The sequence below is a fragment of the Archangium violaceum genome (genome assembly GCF_016887565.1).
Lineage (GTDB): Bacteria > Myxococcota > Myxococcia > Myxococcales > Myxococcaceae > Archangium > Archangium violaceum_B.
Genome location: NZ_CP069396.1, coordinates 3,381,731 through 3,395,806 on the forward strand (window position 1 = coordinate 3,381,731; position 14,076 = coordinate 3,395,806).

A 14,076-nucleotide genomic window follows, 5' to 3' on the forward strand; every position below is an offset into this window, starting at 1 on the left:
GTGCCGGGTCATGCCTGCGCAGCCACATCTACCCAGAGTGTCAGGTCATGGATATTGGACCTAGTGCCTACACAGCGCGGGCTCAGCCCTGGCCCAGCCGGTCCACGAACCGCACCAGCTCCGCCACCGAGTCCACGTCCAGCTTCTGGATGACGCGGGCGCGGTGCACCTTGATGGTCTTCTCGGTGGTGCCCAGCCGCTGGGCGACCTCCTTGTTGGTCAGCCCCTGGGCCACCAGCGCGCATACCTCGCGCTCGCGGGGAGTGAGGACGGCATGACGGGCATGCAGCGCGGCTGTCTCGGCGCGGCCGGCGCGGGCCGCCGCGTCCTTGAGCAAGGCCTCGGAGATGGCTCCCAGCAGTTGTTGCTCATCAAAGGGCTTCAGGAGGAAGTCCACGGCGCCGGCCTTCATGGCCCTGACGCTGGCCGGCACATCCCCGTGGCCGGAGATGAAGATGACAGGCAGGTGGCAGTCCTTGGACTCCATGGCCTGCTGCAGCTCCAGCCCGTTCAGCCCCGGCATCCGCAGGTCCAGCACGGCGCAGCCCGGCGTGTCCCCGGACAGCTGCGCGAGGAACTCGGAGGGCGAGGCGAAGGGCTTCGTGGCATGGCCGGCGGCCCGCAGCAGCCGACCCAGCCCCCGCAGCACGGACTCATCGTCGTCCACGAGGAAGATGGTGGCGGGGGCTTGTGTCATGGCGAGGACTCCGTGTGCGCTGCTGGAAGCACGCACCGTAACAGAGCCCCCTGCCCCGGAGGGCTCTCGGCTTGCAAGCGGCCGCCGTGCGCCTCGACGATGGAGCGGCTGATGGACAGCCCCATGCCCAGCCCCTGCTCCTTGGTGGAGTAGAAGGGCTCGAAGATGAGGGCCAGCCGCGACGGCTCGATCCCTCCTCCCGAGTCCTGCACGCTCAGCTCCACCTGCCCCGGGCCAGGCGAGGCGGTGCGGACCCGCAGCTGGCGCTGGCCCGCGGGGACATCGGCCATGGCATCCATGGCGTTGATGAGCAGGTTGAGCACCACCTGTTGGAGCTGGATTCCGTCCCCCTGGACGGCGGGCAGAGACGGGGCCAGCGCCAGCTGCAGGGTCGCGCCGCGCAGGTGCATGTCGTTGGCCAACAGGCGAGCCACCTCGCGCACCAGGTCATTGAGCGAGTGGAGCTCCTGCCGGGGCTCCCCCCGCTTGAGCAGCGCGCGCATGCGGTGAATGACTTCGCCCGCGCGCTTGTCGTCGGAGATGATGTCCCCGAGGGCCTCGCGCACCTCGTCCAGCTCCATGGGGGTGGCGTTCAGCAGGCGGCGTGCGGCCTGGGCGTTGCTGAGGATGGCGGCCAGGGGCTGGTTGAGCTCATGAGCCAGTGAGGCGGCCAGCTCGCCCAGGGCGGCCACCCGGCTCACGTGGGCCAGCTGATCCAGGGTTCGACGCGCCTCCATCTCCGCGAGTTTCTCCAGGCGTTGGCGCTCGAGGAGCTCGGCCTGGGCACGCATGCGGCGGCGGCGCTCCACCACGAGCCCCCCGGCCACCAGCGCCTGCAGGCCGCTGATCGTCAGGGCCCCCAGGACCCACCAGCGGTAGCGCTCCCAGAGCGTGGGTTCGTCGAAGGCGAGCCGCACCTCGGGAGGCACCCGCTCGCGGGGGATGCCCCAGCGCCGCAGCGCGCGGGCATCGACCGTCGGCGTGTCCACGGGTGCCGGCTTCAGGGGCGCGAGGAATTCCTCCTGCTCTCCGCGCAACACGCGGGAGGTGAGCATGCCCAGCTGTTGGCCCACGGCCTCGTAGCTGACGAGCGCTCCGCCGACGAACCCCAGACCCAGGACGGTGTCGTGGAGGGCGAAGCAGGGCCGGTTGCTGGCGGAGAGCAACATGCGTGCGATCTCGCGCCCCACGAAGGGTCTCCCGCTGGGATCGGTCATGAAGGTGAAGGTGAGGACAGTGGTGTCGTCCGGCAGGGTCCTCGCGCGCTCGAGCAGCTCGGCCAGCGGCAGGTTGCTCAGATCGATGAGCTCCAGCCCCCGCTGCGCCAGCAGCGGTTGCAGCTCTCGCACCATCTGCTCCTGCTGAGCGCGCTCCCAGGGACTGGAGCCGTTGACGAGCGCCAGCCTCCGTGTGCCAGGCAGCATCTGCAGGGCCAGCTCCGCGGTGGCCCGCATGTCATAATGCAGCCAGAGGCCCGCCACCCGCTCCGGGCGAGGCTGCTGCTCCCAGAGCCGCTCGTCCTCGGAGAGGACGATCATCGGGATATCCGGCCACAGCTCCCGGCGCAGCTGCAGGGCCAACTGGACGGCGTCGGAGCGGAAGGCGATGAGGGCATCCGGCCGGCGCTCCCGGTACTTGGCCAGATACCAGGTGTGCAGGGCGTGTGTGTAGGCAGGCCCGCGGGCCCAACCCAGATCCAGGCTCTCGACATCCAGAGTGATCGGGCCGTCCTGGGCCTCCCACAAGGAGGAGCGGAGACTGGCGACGAGCGTCGCCATGGCGGGCAGCGCCGTATCCTCGGGAATGAGCAGGAGCACGGACTTTCCAGCCGGACGCGCCTCCTGGGCCACCGCCTGGGAGGGCAGCAGCGATAGGATGCAGAAGACAAAGACCATGCGCCAGGACATGGTGGACACTTTGAACCGCATGAGGGGTATCAGGAGACTCCAACGCTGGACGGCGAGGAGCGGTTCCTCGTGTGGGCACGTTGGAGGGTGTTGAGAAGAGGTAATCAGGCCCAAGATATAGGGGTGAGGGCTGGAGCGGAGGGGCCGAGAAGGGCCGCTGCCGGGGCCAGCAAGGCCGCGCGCCGCGCCGGTACACGGGACGGTGCAACCCGTTGGGGCACACCCCTGCCCTGGCCGCCCTGGCTCGAGGAGAGAGGCAGGGAGTTGGGGCGTATTGACAGCGGCTGCGCCAGCGCCGTGCCCAGCGATGCCGCGGAAATGGCCAGACACGCCCCCTGCGTCACCGCCAGCACGGTTCCCTGGGTGCGCCGGCCGTGCTGGAAGTGGCCCACGCCGAAGGGCACCAGGTACCAGCCACGCGAGGGGGAGGCTGTTCCCCGGAGTGCCAGATCCGCCGGAGAGGGCGAGCTTCGTGTCATGACTCGCGCCGAGCCCCAGCACCGCCTCGTTTTCGGCGCGGGCCGGATCCTCCTGAGCGTGGTAGGTGGCGGCCAGCAGCAGATGGGCCTCGCCCTCCAGTTCGTCCCCGTGCAGTTGCAGTGGGTAGCATTGTAGGGCCCGGCCTCCCGGGAGCAACCTTCGTCTCAGGGCAGGCGGCAGGCGCGGAGCGCCGTCGAGCCCACCTGCACGCACGAGCCCACCGCGCCTCCGGGGCAGTCCCGGTCGAGTTGGCAGGGCTGGCGGCACTGCTTCACGGCACCGGAGGCCACACAAAAGCCGCAGCGGGCGCAGTCCATGGAGGATTCACACGTGAGGCCCACCGTCTCCGGCGGCGCGCTGGTGCACTCGTTCACGCACACCGAGTCTGGGGCACACCGGTAGTCGAGCGGGCAACTCGAATCCGTCTTGCAGATCGTCGTGCAGCGGTGCTGGGCATTGCATGTCGCGGAGCCCTGGCAGTCGAAGCTGTCGCGGCACGCCTCACCGAGCCGCGGCCCCTTCTCGCACTGGTTCCACACTTCGTTGCAGCGCGAGCCGTCCGGGCAGTCCGAGTCCCGGGTGCACGTTCGGACGCACACGCTGTCGACGCAGTCCGCCCCGGGGGTGGCGCAGTCGCAGGCCTGGGCACAGCGCTCGTTCAGGGGCACCTGTCCCGTGCAGCCCGCGTCCTCCGAAGGAGCCGAGGTCCCCCCGTCCCCTCCGTTGCTGGAGGTGGGCGCGCAGGCCCAGGTGTTGCTCCCAGGCTGCGGCACGGGCCCGCACGCGTAGCCCGGGCGGCTGCATGCCTCGCCACAGGCGCGCATGCACCGGCCCAGCTCCTTCACACACACCGAGCCCGAGGCGCAGGTGCTTCCTTCGCCGCATGGCGCAAGGCAGTAGCCGCCAGGGAAGCCCGTTCCACAGGTGAGCCCGGCGCCACACGCGGCGTCGGAGGTGCAGGCCGCACCCACCTGCGCGGACTCCCACTCCACCCGGACACACGCGCCCGCCACGCATGCCTCGCCGTCGTTGCATGGGAAGGACTCGTCGCAGCGGACCTGGATGGTGAGCGGGCACCCGGCGGCCACCAGGGCGATGAGTGCGGAGGCGATGAAGAGGAGTCGGCGCATGGGGAAACAGGGGGACTCTATGTGAGCAGGGGCGGAAGGACAGCTCCGGCAGGGGAGCCGTCCGACCGCCCTCCTGTCACAGGTTCACGCGTGGTGGAGCGAGGGTCGCGCTACATGCACACGCCGCTCATGCCCGGGAAGGAAGCGCAGTTGTTGCTGGCGCACTGTTCGTTGCTCGCGCAGGGCATGCCAGGAGCGCCGGAGCTGCAGAAGCCGAGGACCGCATTGGTATAGGGCTTCACGCAGTTCCAGTTGGAGGGGCAGTTCGAGTTGTCCTTGCACATGCCCTCCATGCAGAAGCGTCCCTTGCCGCTGAGGTAGCCGTCGTTGCAGACGGCGCCGAACTGGCCCGTCGGGCACACGCCGCTCTGCGGGCACGGCGGGAACGAGGCGCAGTAGGCGTCCTGCTTCGTGTTATTCTGCTCGTTCGGGTCGACGCAGATGGCGTACTTGTCGCAGCCGTCCTCCGCGGAGCCCGCCCTGTCCGGGTCGCACGTGGGCTTCACCTCGGGCGGCTTGAGGCTGCAGAAGTTCTTGAGACACACCTGCGTCTCGGCGCACTGGCTGTCCGAGGTGCACGTGGGCACCGTCTTGTTCTTGCAGAAGAACGGCGGGCCGATGTCCTCGGTGTCGCAGTACATGCTGTCACCGCAGTCCTTGTTGGAGGTGCAGCCCAGGGCGCAGATGCCGTTGAAGCAGAACTGGCCGTCGGGACACCTGTGGGTGGCGTTGCACAGGCCCTGCGGGAGGGTGTCTCCGCCGCCGTTGTTGCTCCCGCCGTTGTTGCCGCCTCCGTTGTTGGTGCCATTGCCTTCGCCGCCCGAGCTGTTGCCACAGCCCACCGCCAGCACCAGGAGGAAAGCCATCATCATCCGCTTCATGTGTTTGCCCTCGTGAGTCCTGCGCATCGGCCCCTGCCGGCGCAGCTGGGCACTCCCTGGGCAAGTGGAGTGCCAGGGGGCTTCGGCGCGGTGGAAGCCCACCATTTCGCGGACTTGCACGCCTGGGAGTCCCGGGAAGGCCCTCCGGCGCGGGAGGAACGTGCCAGAACTGGCACGCGCGAGGGCCCTCCCGAGGGGACACGCGTGTCAGTCCCCTTCGCCCAAGTAGCGGAACAGCGAGCCGGGGGTGACCCTGCTCGGCGACGCCTCCCACCTCATGCTTCCGTCGGGCGAAGGCGCCAACCTCGCCATGTACGACGGCGCCGAGCTCGGCAAGGCCATCGCCGCGCACCCCAATGACGTCGAGGCCGCGCTTGCGGAGTACGAGACGGCCCTGTTCCCCCGCGCCGTCGCGGTCGCCATCGACGGTGATCGCCTCCACAAGGCCCTCAGAGACGACGACGCACCTCGAGGCTTCCTCGACCTGCTCACTGGACACGCGCAGAACTGAGGTCGCCGTTTCATTGCGGTTTCGGGCCGTCCGAAATCGCAACGTCGCGAAGATCAGCGAAGGCCGGGAGCAGTGCGACAGGGCCGGAGAAGATCACGCTCTCGACGATGGACCAGGCGGGATGGCCGACGAGGGGATCGCCGGGCGCGGCGTTCCACTCCACTTCGACCGGAAGGCCGTGGTGGAACGTGCGCACACGCTGGAAAGGACGGGCGAGGCGCGGCCGCTCGTCGTCGAGGAGCCGCTCGTGACGTTTGAGCTGGCGGTGGGTGAGGTTCTCGGCGCAATCGAGGGTGATGAATTGGAGCGATGGGGTGCACGAGGCGAGGCGATCGGAGTAGTCCTTCGCGGCGAGCGCGTCGAACCACTTGATGCAGGCGGTGAGCTCGGCCCGGGTGGACTCGACATCGCCGCGCACGCTAGCAACGAAGCCCGACGTGTGTAGGAAGGAAAGGAGCCCTGTTGGGGGTAGAGGGCGGGAGCAGAGCGGGAGGTGAGGGGCGGCGAGGGACTGCTGCGCGTCGGCGAGGTGCAGCGCATGACGGCGGGAACCGGCGTCCTCCATGGCGAGATGAACGGCGCGGACGAGGAACTGCACTTCCTGCAGATCTGGCTCCTCCCCAACCAGCGCGCACTGGCCCTGCCCGCGGGCGAGTGGAGCGTCCACGCGGGGTCTCATCCCTGACATGGGTGATGGGTCTCATCCCTGACATGGGTGATGACAATGCCGCCTTTCTCCAACATTTTGAGTGGGAATTCAGCGGGGAGCCACATCGCGACCCGCCGACCTTCAGGAGAAAGACATGCGCCTCACACTGAAGCACGAGCTGCTCGCCCTGGGTCTTGTTCTCACACTCGGTGCGTCATGGCCAGCACTCGCCGAGAACGCGAAGCCGCCGCCCGAGAAGAAATTCGAGACACCGGTGGGGCTTGCGTTGAGCGTCAAGCAGATCGGCCCGGTCACCCAGACCACCGACCTGCAGATCCTCTGTGTGTTGAAGCACGATCCCGCAGGGGACCAGTACATCGAGGCGATGCAAGACTTCAATGAGAAGCAGGGGGGACTGCTCTCGGCGCTGCGCGAGCGGGGCGAGTTCGTGGGCGAGCTGGGGGAGACGCTGCTCTACACGCCGCCGCCGCGCTCCATCACGCCGAAGCGGGTGCTGCTGATTGGCATTGGGGATGCCAGGGAGCTGTCGCTGGACAGGCTGCGGTTGGCGGGACGGATCGCGGTGCGCGAGGCCGTGCGCCTGGGAGTGAAGCACGCGTCGTTCGCGCCTACGCTGCGCGATCAGGGAAGCTCGGTCATCGATGTGGGCGAGGGAGACGCGGCCGTGGTGGAGCAGGTGCTGCTGGCCTTCGACACGGAGAAGCGGCTGCAGCAACAGGGCCTGGCGCCCAGACTCCAGCTCTCGTCGTGGGTCATCGAGGCGGGTCCGAAGTACTTCGATGGCGTCATCACCCACGTGGGCGAGACGCTCCAGACCGTCAGCAAGACGCTCGAGCAGCGCGAGAAGAAACCGTACGTGAACGCGGCCCCGGCCCCCGCGAAGTAGCCACCTGCTTGGGAGGACATCAAGTCGCTCGAGTCCGTCCCCCGCCCACTCCCATGGAGCCCGCCTGTTCCCCCGTGGCCAGGGACGGGGGCTCATCATCGAGGTGATTATGCGAACCCGGCAACGTCGAATGCACCGCCTGCCCCATCGCGGATGGACCGTGCTCGCGCTGCTCGTCGTGGGGCTGCTCGTTGGCGGGCGCGCCCGGGCACAGGCCCCGCGGAAGCCGTCCTCGCCACCCCCCTTCGAGGTGCTACGCGCGGAGGAGGACTACCGCTACCTCCGCGACCCGGACGCGCCTCGCGCGCCCCTCGACGGAATGAAGTACCTCCCGCTCAACGAGAAGGGCTCTGTGTTCCTCTCGCTGGGGGGCGATCTGCGCCAGCGGGTGGAGTATTACCGCCACCCCGACTGGGCCGAGGCACCCGCTGCGGACGGCGCCTGGCTGCAGCGCTACATGCTGCACGGGGATGTGTGGCTGTGGAATCTGGCCCGGGCCTTCTTCCAGCTCAAGAGCGGGTGGACACACGGACGCGAGGGAGGCCCCGGCCCCACGGACGAGGACCGGCTGGATGTACACCAGGCCTTCGTGGAGGCCCGCCCATGGGAGCGCGCGGACGAGGGACTCCAGGTGCGGCTGGGACGCCAGGAATTGCAATTCGGCTCGGCCCGCCTCGTCTCGGTGCGCGAGGGCCCCAACGTACGCCGGACCTTCGATGGGGCACGCACGCGGCTTCGGCTCCACCAATGGGACCTCTCCGCCTTCGCCGTGAGGCCTGTCGCCACGGAGCCCGGCGTCTTCGATGACGGCCCGTTGCGCACCCAGGGCTTCTGGGGACTGTACGCGGAGCATCCCCTGCCCGTACTCCCGGGTGGGAACGTGGACCTCTACTACCTCGGCTTCTCCAACAGTCAGGCCCGCTACGCACAGGGCGAGGGCCGCGAACAGCGCCACTCCTTCGGTACCCGGTGGTGGGGGACATCCGGGCGGTGGGATTACAACCTCGAAGCCGTGCTGCAGGTGGGACGCTTCTCGGGCGCGCCCCTCCTCGCCTGGACGGTGGCGAGCGACACCGGCTTCACTCTCGAGCGCCTGCCGCTGTCCCCGAGGCTGGGGGTGATGGCGGACATCGCCTCCGGGGACCCGGACGCGGAGGCCCCGTCGCTGGGGACCTTCAATCCGCTCTTCCCGCGCGGCAGCTACTTCGGGGAGATCGCCCTGCTGGGACCCTACAACTTCATCGACCTCCACCCCGTGCTGCGCCTGCACCCCAGCCGCTCACTCGTGCTGTCGGCCGAGTGGACCGGCTTCTGGCGGCAGAGGGTGGAGGATGGCATCTATGGTCCGAGCGGTGCGCTGGTGAGACCGCCCGGCGGGAGCAGCAGCCGCTGGGTGGGGCATCAAGTGAACTTCACGGCCAACTGGCAACTCGGCCGGTACACGCACGTGTACGCCACCGCGTCACGCTTCTTCGCCGGCACCTTCCTCCAGCAGACGGGCTCCTCCCGCGACGTCATCTTCCTCCAGGCCGAGGTGTCGCTGCGCTTCTGAGGCCGGGCTTCCTTCTGAGACGCGACAGGTGCTCCTCGCCGCTCTCCACGAAGCGCCGCGCCAGCTCGACCTGGCCCTCCGCGCCATGCTCCAGCAGGTACGCCAGCTCCGAGGGCAGCAGCGCCTTGACGGTGACGAGCTTCACCTCCCCATACGGTGTGGAGAAGTATGTGGGCGGCCTACGAAGCGGCCGGGTTCTCGCGCCTCACCGTCAACCCCGCGCCCATGATCGACGTCGCCGCCCGGGTACACCTCACCGTGCACGGCTTGCTGTCAGCGACGGCGCGCGATCGCGTGAGCGAGAAGGGGTCTCGCTCTCTTGCCCGTCGTCTTCGCGGCGGCGGCTTGATAGACCGATCTACCCATGACTCGCCGCCACCTCCGCCTTCTCGCGCTCGGCGCTTTCGTCGTGGCCGTTCTCGTGGCCATGCTCCTCGAGCCCGCGTGGGTCGCCCGCAACACGGTCTTCTTGGTAGGTTTGATCGCGGCCATGCTCTGGACCATCGCACGAGATTTCGTGATGGGGGTGGTCTCCGCAGAGGACTACGATGCGCTGACGTCGTGGCTCTTCGTCGCCGGTCGTCGTGACACCTATCCGGTCGCCCAAGTCGCCATCGTGGGGTGCCAAGGCTGCTCGCGCGCCGACAGCAAGAAGCTCCGTGACGAGCTTCGCGCCGCTCGACGAGCGCTCGCCGCCGACGGCGTGTACGTCGAGCGCACGAGCTGGGAGGCGTTCGCGGATCGGCTCGACGAGGCACCGCTCGTCCCCGAGGGCGAGGACGACCTGTTCCGGCTCGCCGTGCTCGGCCAGCTCGACCGCGGGCGCGAGCGCATCGTCACCAAGGTCTCCGAGCTGCGGCAGGGCGGAAACGAGGAGGCCCACGCCCTCGCGCTGGTGCTCGAATGGATGGCATCCGGTTCGACCGACGACGCGGAGATGGATCGGCTCGCAGAGAGGCTCGAGCCCGACGAGGCGTGGGCCGGCGACTTCGACTCCTGCTGGCCATGGCTCCTCTTCGCTCGACCCAACGAGCGAGCCCGGCGCCTGCTGTTGCGGGCGCGCAAGACGTGGAACAAGGACCGCCGCGCGCTCGCGTCGGACGGCGACGGGGACTTCGCCGAGTACGTCCATCGTGAGGGCGCCGCGGTCGAGCTCTTGGCCGCCGTGGTGTCGGCTTGGGAGGGCGGCGTCTCGCGCGCCGCGCTCTCGAATGCGTTCCGCGCGTACTACGACAAGACCGTCGACTTTTACGGGCTCGCCGGCCCCGTTTCGGCCACCTGGCTCGAGATGAAGATCGCCGAAGAGCCGCTCTTGCCCGGCGAGGCGCTGGCTCGGCTTCGACCCTTGATCCACCCGCCGATCACGCCGCGCCCCGATCGAAGGGCCGCCGCCGCCCCCGCGCTCCGGGCCGTCGACGCGATCCTCGAAAAGCTCGTGCTCGGCATGGGGCTGACCGTTCGTCAGGGCCACGATGGGGTCTGGCTCGTGGCGAAGCCGGGGGAAGTCAGCCGGGACTTCATCTGATTTGAGGGTGAGGGCTGGAGCGGAGGCGCCGAGGAGGGCCGCTGACGGGGGCCGCCCGAGCAGTGAGCCCCGCACCTGCCGTGGGCAAGCCTTCAAGCGCCTCGTCCACCGTGCTCCGGGGCAGCCTCGCGAGCCGGGCCGGCACCTGCTGGTTGTCTGCCTGGAGGAGTGGCGCGTTCACGCCCGGCCTCGGACGTGAACGCTTCGAGCAATTCCACCCCGGAAGGCACCAGGGATCAGAGCGACTTCACGAAGTCGATCAGCTTGCCGCGCTCTTCCTTTGACATGGCCTTGAAGCGGTCCCGGCTCGCGCGGCCCTGCCCTCCGTGCCACAAGATGGCCTCTTCGATGGTGCGGGCACGACCATCGTGGAGGAAACGCGCACCGGGATTGGTGTGCTCGAGCAGACCCAGGCTCCACAGCGGCGCGGTGCGCCACTCCCGCCCGGTGGCGACACCTTGAGGGAAGTTGTCTCCAAGCTCAGGCCCCATGTCGTGCAGCAGCAGATCCGTGTACGGATGAATGGTCTGCTCCCGCAGCTCGGCATAGCGGTGTTCGGTTCCAGTGGTCAGCGTCGCCACGTGGCACGCATTGCAGCGAGCCTGCGTGAACAGCACGGAGCCGGCAGCGACGCGCTCCTGCATCTGACGCTCGGCCGCTTCGTCCTCCCGCATCTTCGCCAACTCAGCCTCGAGCTTGGACTGATCCGGATCCTGGACCAGCGCTCCGAAGTCCACGGCGTAATTCCGGAGAGGCTGCTCACCGGGGAAGTGGCGCTGGGGCGGGACCGCCAGGAGGCTCGTGTAATCCACGATGAGGCGCACGTTCTCGTTGCTGAGCTCCGGAGTGGTGGAATTCGCATTGCGGCAATCCACGTCGTCCTTGGCCAGGCTGCAGTTGTGGGTGGGGAACATCGACGTCGTCACGCCCATGTCGTTGTTCAGGGCGCCTGAGACCTGCTCCTCCACGGTCGAAGCCGTGCCGCGCCAACCGAAGCGACCCACGCGGATGACCGACGGGGAACGTGGATCCGGAATCAACTGAAGCTTGCCGACCGCACCATCGGGATCGTGTTGGCTCGCTTCGGCAAGGGCCTTCAGCTGCTTCTCCGGCACTGCCTCCAGGAGGCCCATCCCCACCATGTGCGGAGCCGTGTGCACCGACATGCGGGCAGGCATCTCCAGCGTATTGCCCATCCGATCCGTCAGCGAATAGATGGGCTCTTGCAGCGTGTATGCAGTGCCATCCGGATACTGCCCCGGGATCTCTCGATACGAGGTGATCTTCAGTACCGCGTTGCGTCCGTCGTACACGGTCTTGCCGTTGTTCACCACTCCCTGCCAGAGGTGCCCGCCGAAGCGGCTGTCCGGCACGAGCTCGCCGGTGGCGTCCACGTCCGCGGTGAGCACCACCATCGTCGACAATGGCGTGTTGAGCGCAGGAGAGCTCTTGCCGTTGTTCACGTGGCAGTCGATGCATGAGGCCTGCTGGAACCTGGGGCCTGCCTTGTTCATGGCAGCCGTGACAGGCGGATTGCCAGGCTCGTGGTGGCCACCGGTGAGGAAGGAGGTATGGATCAGGCGTCGCCCTTCGGTGAAGGCCTGGATGTTGCGACCCGCGATATTGAGGCTCGCCTGCATGAAATTGATGTGAGTGAACCCCGAGGTGTTTTCCTGCAGGGTCATCATCTTGCCGCCAGCCAGAGCGCTGTCCGGGATGGGAGTCGAGTCCCAGGGAATCGAGGGGGCATCACAGCAGGGGCCTCGGTACCAGGGCACGATGCCGGGAGAGCCGACGCGGTAGACGAGCGCATCCGAGTAGTAGTTGAAGCGACCGAGTTCGTCGCCCTTGGGGCCGTCCAGGAAGATGCCGAGCTCGAACTCATACAGGTCGCCCTCTCGCAGATCCCGATTGAGCGCGGGAGAGCGCGTGATCTGCTTCACCAACACGAACTCGCCGTCCGCGAGAGGAACATTGAGATCCCGATAGGTGCTTGGGCTGTTGTTGTCCGGCAGGGCGTCGTAGTTCTCGATCGGAGTCTTCAGCTCCTGGTCCTTCAGAAGGGTCCCGGGGGGCAGCTGCTTCATGCCACCGTTGTCGCCGTAGAGCGCCACCGACATCGGCAGGTAGGGCTCGTCTCCGCGCCGCCCGATGTATCCGCCCCGGAAGTTCGTCCCGTACAACCACCATTGCGGACGCACGACGATCGTCAGGATGCGGGTACCGGGCTTCTTGGAATTGGGATTGTCGTAGATGGTGATGTCGTGGGTGCGGCGCTCGAAATAGTGCGCCGCGAAGGTCATGTAGTTGTCCCCGCCCATCGGATCGCCCTTCGGGGGCATCTCGCGTGCGTGGCGGTCGCGCGTGCGTCCGCCGACCTTCGTCACGAGCGTGCCACTGGGGAGCGTGTAATGGGTCGTGGGCTGCTGCTCGGGCCAGGTCAGCTCGGTATAGCCGTCAGATCCATTGGCCGGCGCTGGCCCGTCGCCGATTTGCGCGGTGCCGGGGCTGCATGCGGCAACCGCCAGACATACCCAGGAAACCGCCGCGAACAGTGCGGGCCGGATGCTCACTCCCTGCTTTGGATTCCGACAATAGATGGCCACCTGCGAAGAACTGCTCGCGGGGGCGAACTTTTCAGGAACGCAGCTCACATTTCGACTCCTTTCAAGACAACGTGCCGCCACAACGACGAGACGACGCCGACGTCGAATCAGCTCAAGGCGCGTAGAGGCTCTTGAGCGCCTCGTACGCGGGCCGCGTGTTTCGGTCGACGTCGACGAGACCCCACCACTCCTCATTGAAGGTGCTGTCAGGGTAGGGGCCACCGCCGGGGGCAGTGCCGCCGTTGTCGTGCTGGGAGGGATTCCCGGACTTCCACCACTCGTCCGACCACTCGAAGATGGTGCCGCCGGAGCACACGCCGCCTTTGTTCGCGGTCGAGTGAGCGAGAATCTCCTGGGTCAGCTCGTGGGTCGCCTTGCCCTGGCTTTCGGGATCGTATCCGGGGATCTTCGCATTGAAGGCATCCGCACCGTACTCGGCGACGAACATGGGCTTGGGGCTGAGGTCCTTCCACCTGGTGAAGGCGTCTCCGAACGTGATTCCGCGATACATGTTCAGGCCCCAGACGTCGATGTCCGGCATTGCTTCGATGGTGGCCTTGGAGGGCAGCTCGCCATAGACGGTCGCGATGGGGTGCTTGGAATCGAGCGCCTTGATCGCGGCGGCGATCTGGTTCAAGCGAGCCATCGAGTCATTGAAGGACATATTGGTATACAGGCCGTTGTAGTTCCATTCATTGCCAAGGGACCACATGAGGATGGAGGGGTGATCCTTGAGCGCCGTGACGTGCTCGGAGGCGCGAGAAGCGGGGTCGCCACCGTAGGCGTACACGCTCATGATCACGCGGATGCCCGCGGCGTGCAGCTTGTCCAGCACCGCGGTGTCGCGGATGGTGTCGTAGGTGCGGACCACGTTGATGCCCGCGGCCTTCATCAGCGCGATATCCTTGTCGGCGAAGGCGGCGTAGTCACCCCTGGGCGGGTGGTCGTGACCCTTTCCGACAGGATTCCAGCAGACGCCCTTCAACTGGACGGCCTTGCCACCTGCCTTGATGGCTCGCCCATCCACCGAGATCGCACCGTTGCCCCAGTCGTCTGTGCCACCATCAGCGGAACCACCGTCGGGAACTCCTCCATCCGCACGCGGGCTCCCGCCATCCCCGATGGGATCGTTCGGCTCGCTGGGAGCGACCGCACAGGACTGGATTGAAACCATCAGGAGGCTGAAAACGAGGCCACGAAGTATCATAAGCGCTTTTGAAGTGGGTTGGGG

The 14,076-nt window shown here is 67.6% G+C and carries 12 protein-coding genes and 1 pseudogene; 5 read left to right on the forward strand and 8 right to left on the reverse strand.

Going from position 1 to position 14,076, the window contains the following annotated elements; genetic code table 11:
• Positions 1-82 precede the first annotated feature (82 nt).
• The 4 genes from JRI60_RS14110 to JRI60_RS14125 form a co-directional block, all read right to left on the reverse strand.
• On the reverse strand, positions 83-697 hold the full coding sequence (locus JRI60_RS14110) for a response regulator transcription factor (RefSeq protein ID WP_204226351.1): 615 nt from the start codon (positions 695-697) through the stop codon (positions 83-85).
• Positions 694-2,604, reverse strand: a complete 1,911-nt coding sequence (locus tag JRI60_RS14115; RefSeq protein WP_204226352.1) for a sensor histidine kinase — start codon at positions 2,602-2,604, stop codon at positions 694-696. Before JRI60_RS14115 ends, JRI60_RS14110 begins: the two co-directional genes overlap by 4 nt.
• A 644-nt stretch (positions 2,605-3,248) precedes the next feature.
• Positions 3,249-4,214, reverse strand: a complete 966-nt coding sequence (locus JRI60_RS53330; protein ID WP_239470516.1) for a hypothetical protein — start codon at positions 4,212-4,214, stop codon at positions 3,249-3,251.
• Between the two features lie 110 nt (positions 4,215-4,324).
• Positions 4,325-5,095: a Dickkopf N-terminal cysteine-rich domain-containing protein gene (locus JRI60_RS14125; RefSeq protein ID WP_239470517.1), complete on the reverse strand. Its 771-nt coding sequence runs from the start codon at positions 5,093-5,095 to the stop codon at positions 4,325-4,327.
• Between the two features lie 247 nt (positions 5,096-5,342).
• On the opposite strand from JRI60_RS14125, the gene JRI60_RS14130 reads away from it, so the two are divergent.
• Complete coding sequence (locus tag JRI60_RS14130) at positions 5,343-5,606, forward strand: FAD-dependent oxidoreductase (protein WP_239470518.1); 264 nt, start codon at positions 5,343-5,345, stop codon at positions 5,604-5,606.
• Between the two features lie 10 nt (positions 5,607-5,616).
• On the opposite strand, the gene JRI60_RS14135 is transcribed toward JRI60_RS14130, so the two are convergent.
• On the reverse strand, positions 5,617-6,024 hold the full coding sequence (locus JRI60_RS14135; RefSeq protein ID WP_204226353.1) for a hypothetical protein: 408 nt from the start codon (positions 6,022-6,024) through the stop codon (positions 5,617-5,619).
• 63 nt (positions 6,025-6,087) lie between these two features.
• On the opposite strand from JRI60_RS14135, the pseudogene JRI60_RS14140 reads away from it, so the two are divergent.
• From JRI60_RS14140 to JRI60_RS14150, 3 genes and pseudogenes are all read left to right on the forward strand, one after another.
• A pseudogene (locus tag JRI60_RS14140) lies at positions 6,088-6,243 on the forward strand (pirin family protein); the annotation flags it as partial.
• A 166-nt stretch (positions 6,244-6,409) separates the two neighbouring features.
• A complete protein-coding gene (locus tag JRI60_RS14145) occupies positions 6,410-7,162 on the forward strand; it encodes a M17 family peptidase N-terminal domain-containing protein (RefSeq protein WP_204226355.1) in 753 nt (250 codons plus the stop codon).
• Positions 7,163-7,292: 130 nt separating this feature from the next.
• Positions 7,293-8,714, forward strand: coding sequence for an alginate export family protein (locus JRI60_RS14150; RefSeq protein ID WP_204226356.1), 1,422 nt, complete (start codon positions 7,293-7,295; stop codon positions 8,712-8,714).
• Here the strand turns inward: JRI60_RS14150 and JRI60_RS14155 are convergent.
• The gene (locus JRI60_RS14155; protein ID WP_204226357.1) at positions 8,677-8,859 is read right to left on the reverse strand and encodes a hypothetical protein; all 183 of its coding nucleotides are present in this window, start codon (positions 8,857-8,859) and stop codon (positions 8,677-8,679) included. The genes JRI60_RS14150 and JRI60_RS14155 overlap by 38 nt on opposite strands.
• A gap of 219 nt (positions 8,860-9,078) precedes the next feature.
• On the opposite strand from JRI60_RS14155, the gene JRI60_RS14160 reads away from it, so the two are divergent.
• Positions 9,079-10,239 (forward strand): hypothetical protein, encoded by a 1,161-nt coding sequence (locus JRI60_RS14160; RefSeq protein ID WP_204226358.1) that lies wholly within the window; start codon positions 9,079-9,081, stop codon positions 10,237-10,239.
• A 236-nt stretch (positions 10,240-10,475) separates the two neighbouring features.
• On the opposite strand, the gene JRI60_RS14165 is transcribed toward JRI60_RS14160, so the two are convergent.
• Both JRI60_RS14165 and JRI60_RS14170 read right to left on the reverse strand, forming a co-directional pair.
• Positions 10,476-12,812, reverse strand: coding sequence for a di-heme oxidoredictase family protein (locus JRI60_RS14165; protein WP_204226359.1), 2,337 nt, complete (start codon positions 12,810-12,812; stop codon positions 10,476-10,478).
• 145 nt (positions 12,813-12,957) lie between these two features.
• On the reverse strand, positions 12,958-13,872 hold the full coding sequence (locus JRI60_RS14170; protein WP_204226360.1) for a glycoside hydrolase family 2 TIM barrel-domain containing protein: 915 nt from the start codon (positions 13,870-13,872) through the stop codon (positions 12,958-12,960).
• Positions 13,873-14,076: the final 204 nt, after the last annotated feature.